Origin of the sequence: Kordiimonas aquimaris (assembly GCF_025574485.1) — a bacterium.
GTDB lineage: Bacteria > Pseudomonadota > Alphaproteobacteria > Sphingomonadales > Kordiimonadaceae > Kordiimonas > Kordiimonas aquimaris.
The window spans coordinates 285,867-302,691 of sequence record NZ_JAOBPO010000004.1; the positions used below are offsets into that span (position 1 = coordinate 285,867).

Sequence of the window (16,825 nt, forward strand, 5' to 3'; positions counted from 1 at the left end):
AACTTTTTAAACAACTTATTTCTGACACTTGATAAAAGGAACTTAACATGGAACTCGAAGCTGCAAAAATGATCGGTGCGGGCATTGCAACGCTTGCTCTCGCGGGTATCGGTATTGGTCTTGGTAACATCTTCGGTAGTTACCTTTCTGGCGCGCTGCGCAACCCTTCTGCTGCACCTAAGCAGTTCACGAATTTGCTGATTGCTTTCGCACTGACAGAAGCAACTGGTCTGTTCGCACTGGTTATCGCATTCTTGATCCTGTTCACTTAAGAACAAGATTATCGGCGCTTAGCGCTTAGATGAATAGTTCGGCGCTATTAGGTGCGCCGAGCATGAGAACACAAAGCGACAGAGGTTTGTGATGGCTGACGCCACTACTGGAATTGTTGAACAGGACGCAGGCGGTTTACCGCAGTTGAATGTAATTGAAGACGGCACATACACGAACCAGATTGCCTGGTTGGTGTTAACGTTTGCGCTTCTCTATATCGTTGTTTCACGCATGATTGTCCCTAAGGTGACAGATGTCATGGGTGAACGCGAAGAGAAGATTGCCGGTGATCTTGATGATGCGGCGCGTTTGCAGAAAGAAGCCGAAGAAGTCCGAGCAAGCTATGAGAAAGCAATTGCTCAGGCGCGTGCCGGTGCTCAGGAGACAATCCAGAAGGCAAAAGATGCTGCTCAAGCAGATATTGCGAAAGCACAAGCTAAGTTGGATGCTAAGATAGCTGCTAACTCTGCTGAAGCAGAAGCACGTATTGATGCGGCTAAAACTGATGCGCTAGCAAGCCTTGATGAAATTGCTACCGATGTTGCTGCAGATATGATTGCCAAACTGTCTGGTGCTGATCCATCTGCTGCTGATGTGAAAAAAGCTGTTGCAACTGCAATAACAGCGAAGGGAGCGTAAGATGGTTGAAGCAGAACCTTTCTACCAGAACCCTACATTTTGGGTTGGTGTTGCCTTCTTTGTTTTTGTTGCGGGTCTTCTTTACGCCAAAACACACAAAACAATCGGTGCGATGCTTGATGCACGCGCTGACGGTATCGCAGAGCAGATAGAAGAAGCCAAAGCTCTGCGTGCTGAAGCTGAAAACATGTTGATCGACTATCAGCGCAAGCAACGTGACGCTGAAAAAGAAGCTGTTGAGATGGTTGAACAGGCTAAAGAAGATGCCAAGCTGATGGCGAAAGCAGCTAAAGCAGACCTTGATGCCATGATGGTGCGCCGTGAACGCGCGGCAGCTGAGAAGATTGCGCAGGCGGAAGCTAACGCGATTAAAGAAGTTCGCGCTGCTGCCGTTGATGTTGCTGTTGCTGCTGCAAGTTCTGTTTTGACTGATGCCATGAAAGGCAAGGCAGGAACGGCGCTAGTGAATGATGCGATTAAGGAAGTCGAGTCTAAACTTCATTAATTCCAGACACAGTTCGAAAATGCAAATTTGAAAAGCGCTCTTTAAGAGCGCTTTTTTTGTGCTGTGTGTAATGGACATTGTGTGTGCAGCAGCATACTTTGTTAAGGTGACGAGGGTCAGTAGACTTACTTGACACGACAAGTATGCATTGAGAATTTTAGCTTGATGTCCTTATGACTGTTTGGGAGTGAATGCGATGTATATGAATGCGCCGCCACCACCGTATTATGCTGTTATTTTTACCAATCAACTTAGCGATAACGACCAAGGCTATGAAGAAATGGGTAATGCTATGTTTAAAATGGCACTGGAACAACCAGGCTGTTTAGGTGTTGAAAGCTGCCGTGATAGTCAAGGGCTAGGCATTACTGTCTCATACTGGCAGGATGAAAAAAGTATCAGTGCATGGAAAAAATCTGCGCAGCATATGGTTGCCCAAAAGCGGGGTATCGAGCAATGGTACGAGCATTATGAATTGCGTGTTGCCAAGGTTGAGCGTGCTTATTCAGGGCCTGAAGGTCGCCGCGTTGAATAATGAATACTCAAGGTGCGCCGTGCTATGAATAGAGCACAGGCAGATATATTAATGAAGCGCGCGACTTATGCTTCGGTTTCGGTCGCGGTTACGTTGGTGGTTGTTAAAGCCTATGTGTGGTTTATTTCAAGCTCGGCAGCCATGCTAGGCTCTGCAGCCGATTCAGCACTGGATCTGGCCGCATCTGTTGTGACGCTGTTAGCAATACGCACAGCCATCACACCACCGGATGATGCGCATCGCTTTGGCCACGGTAAAGCGGAAGCTCTGGCTGGATTGTTTCAAGCTGCGATCATGGCGGGTTCTGCTGTATTTATAGTACTGCATGCCATTGAGCGTATATGGGCGCCTGCACCGGTAACTGCATCTGATCAAGTAATACAGGTATCAATTCTGGCAATAGCCATGTCGTTGTTACTTGTCATTTTTCAATCCTACGTGATTAGAAAAACGGGCTCATTGGCTGTTTCAGGCGACCACCTGCATTACAAGGGTGACCTCTTGCTGAATTTGGGTGTTGTCGTGGCGGCATACGGTGCGGGGGTTGGTTACATCTATGCTGATGGGGCAATAGGCTTGATGATTGGTTTGTATATTCTCTGGGGTGCGTACGGCATTAGCCGACCAGCTACAGATATGCTTATGGATAGAGAATTCTCTAACAGCGAACGCGAGACCATTTTCAATACCGTGATGGAAAGTGCTGGTGTGCTTGGCTTGCATGACCTGAAAACACGCGCAGCAGGCCGCGACAAGTTTATCCAGATGCATATTGAAGTTGACGGCACGCTAACAGTTAAAGCGGCGCACCTGATTGGCGATGAGGTTGAAGCAACGCTTGGTGAACAATTCCCAGATGCGGAAATACTTATTCATGTGGACCCGGTGAGTGACCTTTCGACCGAATTGACGCAAGCAGAATTATCTATTGATACTCAGCATAAAAAGGAATGAACATGCTTACACTTTATGGCATCAAAAATTGCGATACGATGAAAAAAGCCATGAAATGGCTAGATGCTGAAAGCATTGCTTATGAGTTTCATGATTACAGAAAAGACGGTATTGATGCCAAAATGCTTTCTGCTTTTTCCAATGCGCTCGGCTGGGAAGCATTGCTAAATACACGTGGTACAACATGGCGCAAGCTTGATGACGCTGAAAAGGCGAACATGAATGAAAGCAAGGCAATTGACCTGATGGTTGCTAATGATGCATTGGTGAAGCGCCCGGTTTGGCAACAAGGCGGAGAGTACCGTTTGGGTTTCGCAGCTAAGGACCAAACTGGTATCGCTGAATGGCTCAAAAATTAAAGCACATGCAGGAAATTCCGATATATCAGGTTGATGCGTTTACTGACCATGCATTTGGCGGCAATCCGGCGGCAGTGTGTGTACTGGAAAAAATCTTTGATGACGCTTTGCTTCAATCAATTGCGTTAGAAAACAACTTGTCCGAGACGGCATTTTTAGTGCCGCATGATGAAGAGGGTGCAGACTACCATCTGCGTTGGTTTACACCTGGTGTTGAAGTGGCACTATGCGGACATGCAACACTCGCATCTGCTCATGTCGTTTTCAACCACTTACAGCAAAACATAGAGCGGGTTCGGTTTCAGACTTTATCTGGCATTTTGACCGTTATGCGAAACGGTGATCGGTATCAGATGGATTTTCCTGCCCTAAAGCCCTTGCCATATAACAAACCTGATGGTTTAGGCGCAGCAATGGGTGCAGAACCAGATGCTGTATTGAAGAGTGAAACCGGCGATAGGGATTTGCTGTTGGTGTATAATGATATTGAAGTAGTTGAGACTTTGACACCTAACTTTGAAGCTTTGAAAGCTTTTGCTCCCTACGGTTTTATCGCGACTGCATCTGAAAACATTAAGGACACGCGTTCTGATGTTGATTTCGTGTCTCGTTGTTTTTTCCCCAATCATGGTATTGGGGAAGACCCTGTAACCGGTTCTGCTCATTGTGTGTCGGGACCGTATTGGGCTTCGAAGTTGGGTAAGGCGGACTTATTTGCACGGCAAATATCACCGCGTGGCGGCGATCTATGGCTGGAAGTTAAAGATGAACGTATTCTCATCAGTGGTCAGGCTGTACAAGTACTGTATGGGCAGCTTTCGGTGCCTATACAGTAAATCACCTGAACCTTTTCATCATTACTTGCGTCCTAAGGGTACTAAGAGGATGCTAAAGTATGAAACGCGCAGAAGAAGATTTGTTGGTCATCGCCGCCCAAAAGGGTAACCGGCAAGCATTTGAGGCTCTTTATCGTTTTCATCGTATACCGTTGGCGCGCTTTGCTTACCGTATATGTGCAGATGATCAACTCGCCTTTGACGCAGTGCAGGACGCGTGGATAACGTTGTCTGCTTCATTGCGCAAACTCAATGATCCGCGTAGCTTTAGAAGCTGGACATATAAAACTGTGCGCTGGCGTGTTTATGATTTACTGCGAAAGCAAAGCAAAGAAAACAAAGCCGTCATAGCAGTTAGCGATGAGCAGTGCGAGTATGACAGTTACAATGAAGTGGCTGCGACCAGTGATCAGCTTTCAACGCAACTCGCGAGGCTTTCTCCCCAAGACAGGCAGATTATCACGCTGTTTTATTTGGAAGAGCTAAAGACAGTCGAGATCGCAAGCATCCTTGAAATACCAATTGGTACGGTAAAATCGCGGCTAAGCCGCGCACGGTCCCAGTTGCGACAGCAAATGACAGGAGAAGAATAATGTCAGATATTGATAGCCGTATTAAGGCGGAGTTAGAAAAAGATACAGCGGCAATTGATGCGCTGCTGGAAGGTGATGATGGTGGTATGCCAGACATGGTTGCTGCAGCATTTAAGGGAAGTATGCGGCGCTGGGTTTGGGTTACTTCTGTTGTAACTGTAATTGCAACGGCTGTTATGGTGTGGTGCGGATTTGAATTCTACAGCGCTGAAAATTCAGATATGCGCATTTTTTGGGGTGTATGGTTTATCGCTAGCGCCATGGCACAGGTAGCACTGAAGCAATGGCAATGGATGGAGATGAACAGAGCTTCTTTAATGCGTGAAATTAAGCGGCTAGAGCTAGCGGTTGCCGTTCTTGCAGAAAAAAAGCGGTAATCTGCGAACCAAATATCATTTGTTTGCGTTAGTATAGCAGGCAAATGATACGGCGAATGTGAATAGTCCTTGGTTGATGTTAGAGCAAAAGAGGAACGATTGATCCTTAAGGCACAGGCAGGCGATGTGCGTGCCTTCGGTGTGCTTTATAACCTCTATCAGCCTTCATTATTACGGTTTTCTTTTCGAATATGTAGGGACCACACCGTCGCTGTTGATGCCGTACAGGATGCGTGGTTGCAAACACTGCGATCCATGTCGAGCGCGTTTCCTGTGTCGAGTTTTCGGGCACGCGTTTTTAAAGCCGTACGCTGGCGCACGCTGGATTACATTCGGCGCGGTGCTCGCGCACATGAGGAATTAAATGAAGAAACGATTGCAGATGAGACCTTGGAGAGATGGGCAACATCTGACCAGATGAAAAGCTTGTTGGCTAAGCTGCCCGTCGATGAAGGTGAGGCCGTTTATCTTTTCTATCTTGAAGAGTTAAATGTGGCAGAAGTTGCACTTATCCAGCGGGTGCCAATGGGTACAGTAAAGTCACGTCTTTCGAGAGCGAGGGCACGTTTAAAGGTTGAAATTGAGCCGGTTGATAATGCTGAAGAATAACGCCGGAAGTGCGACAGTAAATGATTGGAGAAAAACATGAACAGTATAGATGAACGGATAAAAAAGGCACTGGAGGATGAAAACCTGGAGCTTGATGAAATTATCGGCGAACAAGGTGGTGCGCCCAAGATGTTGCAGAATGCGCTGAAGGGTAACATGGGCATGGCGGTTCGCATTGTTTTGGTTTTAGCTGGTATTGTTTTTGTCGGGTTGATCTATGACGTTTGGCGTTTTTGGACGGCAGCAACTGTTGAGGACCAGATATTCTGGGGTGTTTGGGCCGTGCTGTCGGGAATTATCCTGATCGGGCTTGAATTATGGACATGGATGGAGATGAACAGAGCATCGTCAGTGCGTGCGATCACACGGGTTGAACTTGCCATCAGGGACAAAAATGCTACTTTGAGTGAAGGAACAGATTAACTCAGCCTGAAAGGCCTTTGCCATGACCGTAGTTTATGATTTTAAAGCACCACTATTAACTGGCAAAGAACAATCGCTGGCTGATTATAAAGGTAAAGTTCTGCTCGTTGTTAACACGGCGTCTAAATGTGGTTTTACACCGCAGTTTGAAGGTTTGGAAAAGCTGTTTGCAGACTTAAAAGACAAAGGGCTGATGATCCTTGGTTTCCCTTGCAATCAGTTTGGTAGTCAAGACCCGGGTAGTAATGATGAGATTGGTGAATTTTGCCAACTTAATTACGGCGTTAGTTTCCCGATGTTTTCAAAGATAGATGTTAATGGCCCGAAGGCTGATCCGCTTTACAAGTACCTGAAAGCCGAGAAGCCAGGTTTGCTTGGTAGTCAGCGTATTAAATGGAATTTCACTAAATTCCTTATCGGTAAAGACGGTAAAGTAGTGAAGCGTTTCGCACCAACAGATACGCCAGCATCCATCCGACGCTCAATTGAAGTATTGCTATAGTTTTTACCAACAACATGATGCGTATCATTGATTGATAATATCTTTTTTCAAAGGTGCGAGGACAGCCAGCAATTGACTTTGTATTGTAATGTCCAAGTCAGCTTCTTGCATGGATTGCTGAAGATGTTCGGCAAATGCGTCGAACTGAGAGGATGTGATATATAGTTTGTAATGTGCTTTCTTCATCGTAAGGCCTTTGTATTTGCAGGGGCCACCAGATAATTCGCACGTTTGTTCGGCTATTAAACGCGCTAAGCGCTCTTTATTGGTATGTCTAAGTTGTTGAGCTGTTCGGACATCCTCGGCAGCAAGATTTACCGCTCTTTGGATAATTGCTTGAATACCGGTGTGCTCTCCTAGTGCGGTATAAAGCGTCTCATTCGAGAAGGCTGGTAAGCTGCAAATACTAATAAGTATGATGATGAAAAAGCTTTTCATTAGCGATTAACCTGTTCAGTAATGTGAGAGCACAAATAGTTGTATCTTTTTAAAAGATATTGGCAACTTTGTCAGCCTATCAACATCTTTTCTCATAAATTTAAGAGAAAATATTTAATACTAAGACCTGTCCATTAAATTTATAGTCAAATTGATACGCCACAAGGCGGTTGAAGCATTGCTTTAATCAAACCCCAAGTCTTGCGCGATTTTTTGTACGGTCTGATCTCTGTCAGGTGCAAACTTGTTCACCATGTCTTGATATTGCTTCAACGTTGCTTCAGATGCTTTGTCTGGTGATCCGGAAGTAAAGGGCGGCGCTGGATCATACTCGAGGCTTAATTGAATGAATTTGGCATAATCTTCACCGCGAATTTTTGCTGCCAATGCCAAACCAAAATCTATGCCTGACGTAACGCCGCCACCAGAGGCCCGGTTGCGATCAAAGACAATGCGTTCTGCTGTTGGAATGGCACCAAAGTATGACAGCTGATCACGTGATGCCCAATGGCAGGCTGCTTTATACCCCTTAAGCAGCCCGGCCGCGCCCAAAATAAGTGAACCTGTACAAACGCTTGTAATCCATGTGGCTGTTTCAGCAATTTCTTTAACCCAGTCCAGCGACTGCGTATCTTTCATGACCTCAAGCGTGCCAAAACCGCCGGGAATGCAGAGAATATCAGTGCTTTTAACTTCATTCATTGATGCTGTTGGCATAAGCGGAAATCCAGAATCTGTCGAAACCGGCCGTACGTCCTTTGCCACTAGGTGAACCGTTGTGTTTCCAAGCCGCGAGAGAACTTGTGCCGGCCCCATAAGGTCAAGCTGAGTGATGCCGTCAAACAGCATAAAAGTGATAGATACGGGTGTTTGTTCTGACAATATGGGCCTCATGCTTTAGTTTATTTGTTAATCAGTTTATCAGTTTTGCTCCGCGTCTTTTGCATCTTGCACCATTTTACGAATATCTGCGCGCATGGCCTTCGCGTCGTATACGATGCCGTCCTTAATTGTCCATTTAATGCCACCGACACGCTCCACTTTACCTGACGTATCATTAAGGCGCATATGCCCTGTGCCGTATAGTACTTTAAGGTTATGGATCGGGTTTTCATCGACAATGATCATGTCTGCCAGTTTACCCACTTCAATGCTGCCCAAGTCTTTTTCGCGACCGATAAGCTCTGCACCGTTTATGGTTGCGGACTGAATAACCTCAAGCGGGTGGAAGCCAGCTTCCTGCAACAATTCAAGCTCACGGATATAGTCAAAACCGAATAATTTGAAGATAAAGCCGCTATCAGAACCAGCAGTTACGCGTCCACCACGGTTTTTGTATTCGTTGACGAATGTCATCCACATATCGAAATTGTTTTTCCAGTCAATTTCGTCCTGTGTGGTCCAATCAAAGTGATAGGAGCCATGTAGAATGCGGTTTGGTTGGAAGAAGCGCCATACGGACGGCAGTGTGTACTCGTCGTGCCAATCTGCGGTGCGTGCACGCATGACATCGCGGTTGGCTTCATAAATTGTAAAGGTTGGGTCCAGTGTGAAATCAAGTGAGAGCAGTTCATCCATCACAGCATTCCATTTGTTACTGCCTGGTTTCGCTGCTTGCCGCCACAAACGACCAGCTTCCCCAAAGCGATCTTGCTCGTTGGCATAATTATAATCGAGCGGATAGTCCTGAACGATACGGTCATCAAACAAGGCTTCGGGCAAGCCGTACCAATGTTCCATGGAGTTTAGGCCCCAACGGGCGCTATCAAGAACGTTCACACGGCTAACTGAAAGCTGCGCATGATGGAAAGCAGTGCGCAGTCCCTGTTTCTTTGCTTCATCAAATGCGGCTTCCAATACGCGCGGATTGCCACCAAAAAACTTGATACCATCAGCGCCGCGTTTTTTAAGTGCTTTTACCCAGCCACGTGCTTGTTTGGCTTCCGAGAAATCAGTGGGGAAGCCACAATGTACAATCATACGAGGTGCTGTTATTTCGTTGCGATCCGATCGGCGCTTTTCGCTAATGGTATAACCAGCACCCAAGCCGCAACCTACTTCGCGGCTAGTTGTGATGCCGTGGCCCATCCACAGTTTAAAGACGTAATCCATCGACGGCATATCACCGGTTAAGCCCCAGAGCGCATTTCCCATATGGCTATGACTGTCGATTAAACCGGGTAAGATGTAGGCGCCGGATGCATCAATTTCATGATCCCCTTTTGCTGGACGACCAGCTTCGTTGATTGGCACACCCGGATTGCCAACCAACCTGATCGCCGCGATGCGATTGTTTTCGACAACGATGTCCACAGGCCCGATTGGCGGTGCACCAGTGCCATCGACCATTGTGGCGCCGCGAATAACCATTCGTTTGTAGGGGCCAGCGCTGATACGCTCTTCACGCGGACTAGCGATTGTGGGTAACTTTTTTATGTTCTGTGCGCGTTCTTCTCCAACAGCAGGACGCTTGTCTTGCATGGCGGTTGTTGAAAGCGAGAAGCCAAGTGTAATGGCTATAACTGCGGTAGATATTTGCTTGAAAATCATATGTAAACCCTCCCCGGTGCGTATCCTTCATATCGTATCACGGGCATGCTTCCAACACTGATGTTTTGCATGATCGTCTGTGGTGTGCTGTTATCGGTGTTCATCAATGAACGCTTCTATAAAGTAGCTCGGTGATAAGGGGACAAAGATGGCGCAAAGACCAGGCACAAACACGCAAAAGTTTTCAAGCCGTTTTGGTTTTATCATTGCAACAGCTGGCGGTGCTGTTGGCCTCGGAAACATCTGGAGCTTCACCTATGTTGCTGGAAAAAACGGCGGTGGTGGCTTTATGCTGGTTTACCTGTTGGCACTAGCATTTATTGCTGCTCCGGTTTTTATCGCTGAATTGCTACTGGGCCGTATGGGGGGAAATGACCCCGTTTCTTCTCTCAAGCGTTTGCAACGTAGCGTAGGTAGCCGGTTGCCTTGGCAGTGGGTTGCTTGGGCAGGGCTTGCTGGAACGGTGCTTATTCTTAGCTTCTATAGTGTTATTGCAGGCCAAATCATGGCGTATGGATTTGAAGCGCTGCGAGGTGGATTTGCTGGATGGAGCAATGAACAAGTTCGGGAATATGACGCTGCGTTTAAAGCGCATGCAATTATGCCCATGTTTTGGACCGCCGTTTTTTGTGCCGCCACTGCTTTTATTGTTGGTTTTGATGTGAAAACAGGCATTGAACGCGCCAGCAAATTGATGATGCCTGCTCTTTTCCTGATACTTATCGGTCTTGTTATATATGCGGCATTTACTGGCGAATTTGCCCGAGCAGTAGATTTTTTATTTGGCTTCAATGATCAGACTTTTACTTCTGGTTTGTTTCTGGACGCAGTTGGACAGGCATTTTTCACTATATCTGTTGGTGTGTGCGCAGTTATGGTTATGGGCGCTTATATGGGCGAAGAAATAGACTTGCCGCGTGCCAGTTTATGGATAATTTTGATGGACTTAGCGGTCGCGTTAATGGCCGGACTTGCCATCTTTCCATTGTTGTTTGCTGGTGGCGTAGAACCAGGCGTTGGACCCGGTTTGATTTTTGTAACGCTGCCATTGGTGTTTACAGACATTCCAGCTGGTGCATTGGTTGCTTTTGTGTTCTTCCTGCTGTTGACATTTGCCGCGTTGACATCGTCGATTATTTTGATGGCGCCAACAACTGCAAAGCTGCAGCAGCGCGGTGTTTCGCGGCCAGTTGCCGCTACGTTAGTTGCCCTGCTTGTTTTTACCTTAAGCATATTAACGATTAAGTCATTTGCTGAATGGCGTGAATTTTACCCATTGGCAGCAATTGGGCTTGATGGCCTGACATGGTTCCAGCTCATCAAGGACGGCGTTAATAACATCTTCTTGCCAATGGCGGGGCTTGCTTTTGTTTTGATGGTAGGGTGGGCATTGCCGCGGGACCGTATTCAAGCATCCTTGCCAATGCATAATGGAGCGCTATTTACTATCTGGTATTTTGCCGTTCGGTATGTGGTGCCTGTAGCAGTGGTTGCCTTGTTGGTATCGGCTATTTTAGGCTGAGGGCCATCGCTTGAATAAGAGAGAAACATGATAGACTTTAATAACCCGGATTATGTTGACAATGCTGGTGTAAAGCTTGCGGTCTATCGTGGTGGTCCTGTGCCGGATGACACAGACAAGCCTGCGGTAATATTTCTGCATGGCTGGCCTGATATTGCTTATAGTTGGCGTTCTCAGATGGAAGCGCTTGCGAGCGCTGGCTACCCTGTTTTTGCCGCTGATGGCAGAGGGTACGGGTGGTCGGACGCGCCCGAGGGTGTCGAAAACTATACTATGGAAAAGCTCACCAGCGATATTGTCGCTGTTCAAGATCATTTTGGTATGAAAGACGCCGTGCTTGTTGGCCATGATTGGGGGGCAATTGTTTTGTGGCAAACGCCTTTTTACATCGGAGACCGCGTTAAGGGATGTGCTGGTATGAATGTACCACATATGCCGCATTACCCAGTAGACCCGGTTACGCTGTTTGAAAAACACCTCGGCAAGAACATGTATATTGTGCGCTTTCAGGAAGAAGGTGCATGTGAGCCAATTCTGGAACACGATTTGGCGGAAACATTTGAATTTTTCCATCGCGGGCCACACGGTAAACGCCTTGAACGTAGTGCAATAACACCTGAATTTGCTAGTGCGATCAAAAGCCTTGATCTAATTACCATGTTTGAAGCAGGCGAAGATTTGTGGAGCGGAAGCGCGCTGTTAAGCCCTGAGAACAAGCAAGTTTATATGAAGGCCTACGCGCGTAACGGTTTTACCGGACCATTGCATTGGTACCGAAATATGCGTGCAAACTGGGAAGTGCAGAAACGGTTTCTGGTTGATGGCATGTTGCCCAAGATTGAAAAGCCGTGTTTGATGTTTACTGCAGACCTTGATTTACCGTGCCCGCCTCGTTTGGCTGACGGGATGGAAGCGTTATGCGAACCATATGAGCGTATTGATTATACCGGGTGTAGTCATTGGACACAGCATGAACGTGCAGATGATGTAAATACCGCACTTACTGAGTGGCTTGGCAGGCATTTCTGACGAGTTGTTTTATCATGATATAAATGGTTATTTATACACGTTTTATTAGCTGTTAAATTTAGCAAAAAAATAGTTGTATTGTTGCAAATAACTCTCATGAATATGTCCCGGGTGGTAACTGGGTGAGTGCTGAGTAAGTGAAAAAATTACGAATTAAGTATGCTCTAAAGACAAGCGTGTTTGTATTTCTTCTGTTTGTTTCCTCGTTTTGTGGACTGAGCGCAAAAGAGTTTGTTTTTATCCATAGCCCTAATGACCCGGATTATTATGCGAACCTTCTGAAGGCGGCCCTGGAGGCTGCGGATGGCTCTCATGTTTTAACAGATTTACCGAGTGAAGGTGGCAACCCTCAAAACAGAACGTTGCGCAGTATGCACAGTACGGATGAGGTTTCATACGTCACGTTTACCGGGCATACACCCGAGCGAGAAAAGGACTTCCATCAGATTGACATTCCGTTAACACGCGGCCTGTTTGGCTACCGCGTATTTGCCATTCTCCGTGAAAACCAACCTATGTTTGATAACATCTCGGCGTTGGACGATTTGATTAGCCGCACAACCATGGGGTCTGGCTCTAGTTGGCCTGATACAGATATTCTTGAAAATGCCGGTTTTCGTGTTTTGAAGGGATTACATGGTAACTTGTGGCACATGCTTGCGAGAGGAAGATTTAACGCTTACCCTCGAAGTGTGCTTGAAATAAGTGCTGAAGTGAAACGTTTTGCAGATAAACTGAATGCTGACGGTTTGGCTCCAGAACAAACCATAATGCTTCATTATCCATTTGATGTTTTTTTCTACGTTTCAAAAGGTGATGTGGAGGGAGCTCAAATTCTGAAGCAGGGACTGATAAACTTATATAAATCCGGTGAGTTTATGGAGTTGTTCAATACTAACCTATTGATCAGAGAGGCACTGCAATATGTGGATAAAGGTGATAGAAAGCTATATGAATTGCCAAATCCGTCTTTAAGCGACCGTGTACAAAAAATCGATGATGTATACTGGCATAAAGTGAATAAGTGATAGCGAGTTCTATGTCCTCAATCATAACTCTTGTTGAAGGTTTTATAATTTCAATCGGCTTGATAGTCGCGATTGGACCGCAGAACGCCTATGTGCTGCGCCAAGGTATTCGCGGACGCCATGCTCTGCCTGTTGCATCAGTTTGTTTTGTCGCTGATGCCATACTCATAACGCTGGGCGTCATTGGGGTAGGGCGTTTGATCGCGGAGAGTCCAACATTTTCCTTGTGGCTTGGTTGGGGTGGCGTTGTTTTCTTGCTTTGGTTTGCCGCTAAAAGTATTCGTTCGGCTATCCGTGCTGAAGGTCTTGATGGTGATAGTATTGAGCAATCTGCGGGTGATGCAGCGGGAGGCGGAGTGCGTGTCGCTATGATGCATGCTGCGGCATTCTCATTATTAAACCCTTGGGTATATATGGATACGATGGTGCTGATCGGCGGTGTTAGTGTTCGTTATGAAACAGATGCTTTGCGTTTAATGTTTTTGCTGGGTGCGGTTATTGCATCATGTGTTTGGTTTTACGGCCTTGCATTCGGTGCGCAAAAAGCAGCACCTTTATTCAGTAAGCCCCTAACGTGGCGCATACTTGATAGCATCATAGCTGCCATCATGCTGCTGGTTGCAGCTAATTTGGTTATGTTTCAGCTATCTTCACATTGATGCCGTATAGCTGTTGACCTTATATTGAGCAGCATTATTTCATTGAAAGACTACGGAGCAATGTTGAAATAGACATAATCTGAAACTACCTTAAACACAGGTTACAAAAGGGGATCATCGTGCAACTTTGTGGACATAGCGTTTCACCGTATGTGGAACGTATTTTGATTGTGCTGGAGATGAAAGGCATCGCGGATGCCGTTGTTCTATCTGATGTACCGGGCGGTTTCAAATCTGATGAGCATTTTACTTATCATCCTTTAGGTAAAATTCCGTTCTTGTTGCTTGATGATGGGCAATCATTAACAGAAAGTCAGGTTATCGTTGAATACCTTGATGCCGTGTTGGATGGCCGTAAAGTAATACCGACAGATCCGTTTGCCGCTGCAACTGCAAGCCAGATCAGTCGTGTGCTTGATATATATTACACCAATGCGATTGGTCCAATGGGGCGTGTGGCATTTGGTGGCAGCGCAACAGATGACGAGCTTGCCAAGGCCAGAGATATAGATATTCCAGCTGCACTCGGATATCTTGAAAAACTGATAAATGGCAGTGAATATGCTGTTGGGGACAGCTGGAGCCATGCTGATGCTGCTTTGATGACACACTTTTATTGGTTTGAGCGATTGATGCCTGAGTTTGGTGTTAATGGTTTTGGCGGGTATCCAAATCTGTCAGCATACTGGAACCATGTTACAGGAACAGACTTGTACAAAGACAGTAAGGCTCGGGCTGACGCGTCTTTTGACAAATTCTTTGGTGGAAAGCCTTGATGGCGGCGCCTAATCTACATAAGGGTCACTGCCTGTGCGGTAACGTTTCCATTGAAGCGAGCGGTGAACCACGGTGGGCGGGTCATTGTCATTGCCCAAGCTGTCAGAAGGCGGTGGGCGCAGCGTTTGCAACATACGCTGGTTTTCTGGCCGAAACTGTACGTATAAACGGCGATACATTAAAAACATTCCGCTCGAGCCCCGGAGTTACGCGGCGGTTTTGTAGCAATTGTGGTAGTGCAGTGTCTTTTGAAGGGGAAGCATGGCCAGGTGAAATTCACTTGCATTTGGTGCTCCTTGATGATGCAGGTATGTTTGAACCACAAGGTCATGTCTATGTGAAAACCCAGCAGCCTTGGTTGAATCTTGATGACAACTTACCCAAGCGCATGAAGCTCGCTAAAGACGATTAGTTCTCCTTTTAGTTTTCGGGCAAACGCGCTTGTTCCTGCGCGCATTCTGCGCTAACAGAAGCATGAATATTACCTATTTAAGGAATCACGCTCCATGGCCGCATATCAGTATGTTTATCAAATGCAAAAGCTCACCAAGAAATATCCTGGTGGCAAAGAGGTATTGAAGGGTATTAGCCTTAATTTCCTGCCTGATGCCAAAATTGCTATTATTGGTCAAAACGGTGCCGGTAAATCAACACTGATGCGTATTATCGCGGGTCAGGAACAAGAGTTCGGCGGCGAGGCATGGGCCGCGGAAGGTATTAAGGTTGGTTACCTGTCACAGGAACCAGACCTTGACTCCTCCAAGGATGTGCTCGGCAATGTTATGGATGGCATGGCCGAAACCCAAGCATTGGTTGACGAGTTCAATGCTGTGGCCATGGCGTACGGCGAAGACCCAGAAAACATGGACCTGCTTGCCCAGATGGGTGAGTTACAGGAAAAGGTTGATGCGGCAGACGCATGGGACCTGCAGTCTGAAGCTGAAGTGGCGATGGATGCACTGTGTTGTCCGCCAAATGACTGGAAGATTGATAACTTGTCTGGCGGTGAAAAACGCCGGGTTGCACTGTGCAAGCTTCTATTGGAAAAACCGGACATTCTTTTGCTTGATGAGCCGACAAACCATTTGGATGCCGAGACTGTTGCATGGCTGGAAAACCATCTGCAAAACTATAAAGGCTGTGTAATTCTGGTAACGCACGATCGCTATTTCTTGGATAATGTAGTTGGCTGGGTGCTTGAGCTTGATCGCGGCCAAGGTATTCCGTTCGAGGGTAATTATAGTGCGTGGCTTGAAATGAAAACCAAGCGTATGGCGCAAGATGAGCGCGCTGATGTTGCGCGCAAAAAAGCCATGAATGATGAGCTCGAGTGGATTAGGCAAAGCCCGAAAGCGCGTCAGGCAAAATCTAAAGCGCGGATTAAAGCTTATGATGAAATGCTTAAAACGCAGGAAGACCGCGTTAGTGGCCCAGCACAAATTAAAATTCAACCGCCAGCACGCTTGGGCGGGAAAGTTATTGAAGCTGATGGTCTAACTAAAGCATTTGGTGACAAGCTGTTGTTTGAAGACCTTACCTTTAGTCTGCCTCCTGGCGGTATTGTAGGCATTATTGGTGCAAACGGTGCTGGTAAAACAACACTGTTTAAATTGATTACCGGACAGGAAGAACCTGATAGTGGTTCTATTACAATCGGTGACACTGTTAATCTTGGTTATGTTGACCAAAGCCGCGATGCACTTGATGACAACAAAAATGTATGGGAAGAGATTTCCGGCGGTCATGACATTTTCACTTTTGGTAAACGCGAGTTAAGCACACGCGCTTATGTGGGCGCCTTTAACTTTAAGGGTGGTGATCAACAGAAGAAGGTTGGATTACTGTCTGGTGGTGAACGCAACCGTGTGCATTTGGCAAAAATGCTCAAAGAAGGCGGCAATGTTCTTCTGCTCGATGAGCCAACAAATGATTTGGATACCGAAACTCTAGCAGCACTGGAAGAGGCGCTTGAGAATTTTGCTGGATGCGCTGTGGTCATCAGTCACGATCGATTCTTCCTTGACCGTATCGCGACACATATCCTCGCGTTCGAAGGCAATAGCCATGTTGAGTGGTTCGAAGGTAACTTTGAGGCTTACGAAGAAGACAAGAAAAGACGCTTGGGTGCTGACGCAACGCAGCCACACCGGATTAAATACCGCAAGTTCGCGCGCTAGTTTTCTGTGTAAGTGTTCAATTTATGTGACTTGATGAATG

22 protein-coding genes are annotated in these 16,825 nt (G+C 46.6%); 19 read left to right on the plus strand and 3 right to left on the minus strand.

What is annotated here, in order from left to right:
- Positions 1-47 precede the first annotated feature (47 nt).
- The 12 genes from OEU88_RS14390 (at position 48) to OEU88_RS14445 (ending at position 6,605) form a co-directional block, all read left to right on the plus strand.
- Positions 48-272 carry a F0F1 ATP synthase subunit C gene (locus tag OEU88_RS14390; protein WP_262695905.1) on the plus strand — a complete coding sequence of 75 codons (225 nt, stop codon included), beginning with the start codon at positions 48-50 and terminating at the stop codon, positions 270-272.
- Positions 273-363: 91 nt separating this feature from the next.
- Positions 364-912, plus strand: coding sequence for a F0F1 ATP synthase subunit B family protein (locus OEU88_RS14395; RefSeq protein ID WP_262695906.1), 549 nt, complete (start codon positions 364-366; stop codon positions 910-912).
- A 1-nt stretch (position 913) separates the two neighbouring features.
- Positions 914-1,417 (plus strand): F0F1 ATP synthase subunit B family protein, encoded by a 504-nt coding sequence (locus tag OEU88_RS14400; protein WP_262695907.1) that lies wholly within the window; start codon positions 914-916, stop codon positions 1,415-1,417.
- Positions 1,418-1,613: 196 nt separating this feature from the next.
- Positions 1,614-1,952: an antibiotic biosynthesis monooxygenase family protein gene (locus OEU88_RS14405; protein ID WP_262695908.1), complete on the plus strand. Its 339-nt coding sequence runs from the start codon at positions 1,614-1,616 to the stop codon at positions 1,950-1,952.
- A 24-nt stretch (positions 1,953-1,976) separates the two neighbouring features.
- Complete coding sequence (locus OEU88_RS14410; protein ID WP_262695909.1) at positions 1,977-2,906, plus strand: cation diffusion facilitator family transporter; 930 nt, start codon at positions 1,977-1,979, stop codon at positions 2,904-2,906.
- A 2-nt stretch (positions 2,907-2,908) separates the two neighbouring features.
- Positions 2,909-3,265 carry an ArsC family reductase gene (locus OEU88_RS14415; RefSeq protein ID WP_262695910.1) on the plus strand — a complete coding sequence of 119 codons (357 nt, stop codon included), beginning with the start codon at positions 2,909-2,911 and terminating at the stop codon, positions 3,263-3,265.
- Positions 3,250-4,101, plus strand: coding sequence for a PhzF family phenazine biosynthesis protein (locus OEU88_RS14420; RefSeq protein WP_262695911.1), 852 nt, complete (start codon positions 3,250-3,252; stop codon positions 4,099-4,101). The genes OEU88_RS14415 and OEU88_RS14420 overlap by 16 nt, the downstream gene beginning before the upstream one ends.
- 59 nt (positions 4,102-4,160) lie before the next feature.
- On the plus strand, positions 4,161-4,694 hold the full coding sequence (locus OEU88_RS14425) for an RNA polymerase sigma factor (RefSeq protein WP_262695912.1): 534 nt from the start codon (positions 4,161-4,163) through the stop codon (positions 4,692-4,694).
- Complete coding sequence (locus OEU88_RS14430) at positions 4,694-5,071, plus strand: DUF6768 family protein (RefSeq protein WP_262695913.1); 378 nt, start codon at positions 4,694-4,696, stop codon at positions 5,069-5,071. Before OEU88_RS14425 ends, OEU88_RS14430 begins: the two co-directional genes overlap by 1 nt.
- 69 nt (positions 5,072-5,140) lie before the next feature.
- Complete coding sequence (locus OEU88_RS14435; protein ID WP_262695914.1) at positions 5,141-5,680, plus strand: RNA polymerase sigma factor; 540 nt, start codon at positions 5,141-5,143, stop codon at positions 5,678-5,680.
- Positions 5,681-5,716: 36 nt separating this feature from the next.
- On the plus strand, positions 5,717-6,103 hold the full coding sequence (locus tag OEU88_RS14440; RefSeq protein WP_262695915.1) for a DUF6768 family protein: 387 nt from the start codon (positions 5,717-5,719) through the stop codon (positions 6,101-6,103).
- Between the two features lie 22 nt (positions 6,104-6,125).
- Positions 6,126-6,605, plus strand: a complete 480-nt coding sequence (locus OEU88_RS14445) for a glutathione peroxidase (RefSeq protein WP_262695916.1) — start codon at positions 6,126-6,128, stop codon at positions 6,603-6,605.
- 24 nt (positions 6,606-6,629) lie between these two features.
- Here the strand turns inward: OEU88_RS14445 and OEU88_RS14450 are convergent, their stop codons facing one another.
- The 3 genes from OEU88_RS14450 to OEU88_RS14460 all read right to left on the minus strand — a co-directional run bounded on the left by OEU88_RS14450 (position 6,630) and on the right by OEU88_RS14460 (position 9,593).
- On the minus strand, positions 6,630-7,043 hold the full coding sequence (locus tag OEU88_RS14450; RefSeq protein ID WP_262695917.1) for a group I truncated hemoglobin: 414 nt from the start codon (positions 7,041-7,043) through the stop codon (positions 6,630-6,632).
- 183 nt (positions 7,044-7,226) lie between these two features.
- A complete protein-coding gene (locus OEU88_RS14455) occupies positions 7,227-7,925 on the minus strand; it encodes a DJ-1/PfpI family protein (protein ID WP_262695918.1) in 699 nt (232 codons plus the stop codon).
- A 39-nt stretch (positions 7,926-7,964) separates the two neighbouring features.
- Positions 7,965-9,593 (minus strand): amidohydrolase family protein, encoded by a 1,629-nt coding sequence (locus OEU88_RS14460; RefSeq protein ID WP_262695919.1) that lies wholly within the window; start codon positions 9,591-9,593, stop codon positions 7,965-7,967.
- A gap of 148 nt (positions 9,594-9,741) precedes the next feature.
- Here OEU88_RS14460 and OEU88_RS14465 point away from each other — a divergent pair, with 148 nt between their 5' ends.
- The 7 genes from OEU88_RS14465 (at position 9,742) to ettA (ending at position 16,785) form a co-directional block, all read left to right on the plus strand.
- On the plus strand, positions 9,742-11,115 hold the full coding sequence (locus tag OEU88_RS14465; RefSeq protein WP_262695920.1) for a sodium-dependent transporter: 1,374 nt from the start codon (positions 9,742-9,744) through the stop codon (positions 11,113-11,115).
- Positions 11,116-11,142: 27 nt separating this feature from the next.
- Positions 11,143-12,144 (plus strand): alpha/beta fold hydrolase, encoded by a 1,002-nt coding sequence (locus OEU88_RS14470; RefSeq protein WP_262695921.1) that lies wholly within the window; start codon positions 11,143-11,145, stop codon positions 12,142-12,144.
- A gap of 137 nt (positions 12,145-12,281) precedes the next feature.
- The gene (locus tag OEU88_RS14475; protein WP_262695922.1) at positions 12,282-13,172 is read left to right on the plus strand and encodes a hypothetical protein; all 891 of its coding nucleotides are present in this window, start codon (positions 12,282-12,284) and stop codon (positions 13,170-13,172) included.
- 11 nt (positions 13,173-13,183) lie between these two features.
- Positions 13,184-13,831 carry a LysE/ArgO family amino acid transporter gene (locus tag OEU88_RS14480; RefSeq protein WP_262695923.1) on the plus strand — a complete coding sequence of 216 codons (648 nt, stop codon included), beginning with the start codon at positions 13,184-13,186 and terminating at the stop codon, positions 13,829-13,831.
- 119 nt (positions 13,832-13,950) lie between these two features.
- The gene (locus tag OEU88_RS14485; protein ID WP_262695924.1) at positions 13,951-14,607 is read left to right on the plus strand and encodes a glutathione S-transferase family protein; all 657 of its coding nucleotides are present in this window, start codon (positions 13,951-13,953) and stop codon (positions 14,605-14,607) included.
- Entirely contained in the window at positions 14,607-15,020 is a 414-nt protein-coding gene (locus OEU88_RS14490; protein ID WP_262695925.1) for a GFA family protein, read from the plus strand. The genes OEU88_RS14485 and OEU88_RS14490 overlap by 1 nt, the downstream gene beginning before the upstream one ends.
- Positions 15,021-15,114: 94 nt before the next feature.
- On the plus strand, positions 15,115-16,785 hold the full coding sequence (ettA, locus tag OEU88_RS14495) for an energy-dependent translational throttle protein EttA (RefSeq protein ID WP_262695926.1): 1,671 nt from the start codon (positions 15,115-15,117) through the stop codon (positions 16,783-16,785).
- The last annotated feature ends 40 nt before the right edge of the window (positions 16,786-16,825 follow it).

Excerpts from the sequence above, each read along its gene's own strand:
- OEU88_RS14390 (WP_262695905.1), top strand. The coding sequence starts at position 48 with ATGGAACTCGAAGCTGCAAAAATGATCGGTGCGGGCATTGCAACGCTT.
- OEU88_RS14480 (WP_262695923.1), top strand. The coding sequence starts at position 13,184 with ATGTCCTCAATCATAACTCTTGTTGAAGGTTTTATAATTTCAATCGGC.
- OEU88_RS14465 (WP_262695920.1), top strand. The coding sequence starts at position 9,742 with ATGGCGCAAAGACCAGGCACAAACACGCAAAAGTTTTCAAGCCGTTTT.
- OEU88_RS14415 (WP_262695910.1), top strand. The coding sequence starts at position 2,909 with ATGCTTACACTTTATGGCATCAAAAATTGCGATACGATGAAAAAAGCC.
- OEU88_RS14410 (WP_262695909.1), top strand. The coding sequence starts at position 1,977 with ATGAATAGAGCACAGGCAGATATATTAATGAAGCGCGCGACTTATGCT.
- OEU88_RS14405 (WP_262695908.1), top strand. The coding sequence starts at position 1,614 with ATGTATATGAATGCGCCGCCACCACCGTATTATGCTGTTATTTTTACC.
- OEU88_RS14395 (WP_262695906.1), top strand. The coding sequence starts at position 364 with ATGGCTGACGCCACTACTGGAATTGTTGAACAGGACGCAGGCGGTTTA.
- OEU88_RS14445 (WP_262695916.1), top strand. The coding sequence starts at position 6,126 with ATGACCGTAGTTTATGATTTTAAAGCACCACTATTAACTGGCAAAGAA.
- OEU88_RS14425 (WP_262695912.1), top strand. The coding sequence starts at position 4,161 with ATGAAACGCGCAGAAGAAGATTTGTTGGTCATCGCCGCCCAAAAGGGT.
- OEU88_RS14460 (WP_262695919.1), bottom strand. The coding sequence starts at position 9,593 with ATGATTTTCAAGCAAATATCTACCGCAGTTATAGCCATTACACTTGGC.
- OEU88_RS14430 (WP_262695913.1), top strand. The coding sequence starts at position 4,694 with ATGTCAGATATTGATAGCCGTATTAAGGCGGAGTTAGAAAAAGATACA.
- OEU88_RS14450 (WP_262695917.1), bottom strand. The coding sequence starts at position 7,043 with ATGAAAAGCTTTTTCATCATCATACTTATTAGTATTTGCAGCTTACCA.
- OEU88_RS14420 (WP_262695911.1), top strand. The coding sequence starts at position 3,250 with ATGGCTCAAAAATTAAAGCACATGCAGGAAATTCCGATATATCAGGTT.
- OEU88_RS14400 (WP_262695907.1), top strand. The coding sequence starts at position 914 with ATGGTTGAAGCAGAACCTTTCTACCAGAACCCTACATTTTGGGTTGGT.
- OEU88_RS14440 (WP_262695915.1), top strand. The coding sequence starts at position 5,717 with ATGAACAGTATAGATGAACGGATAAAAAAGGCACTGGAGGATGAAAAC.
- ettA (WP_262695926.1), top strand. The coding sequence starts at position 15,115 with ATGGCCGCATATCAGTATGTTTATCAAATGCAAAAGCTCACCAAGAAA.
- OEU88_RS14490 (WP_262695925.1), top strand. The coding sequence starts at position 14,607 with ATGGCGGCGCCTAATCTACATAAGGGTCACTGCCTGTGCGGTAACGTT.
- OEU88_RS14470 (WP_262695921.1), top strand. The coding sequence starts at position 11,143 with ATGATAGACTTTAATAACCCGGATTATGTTGACAATGCTGGTGTAAAG.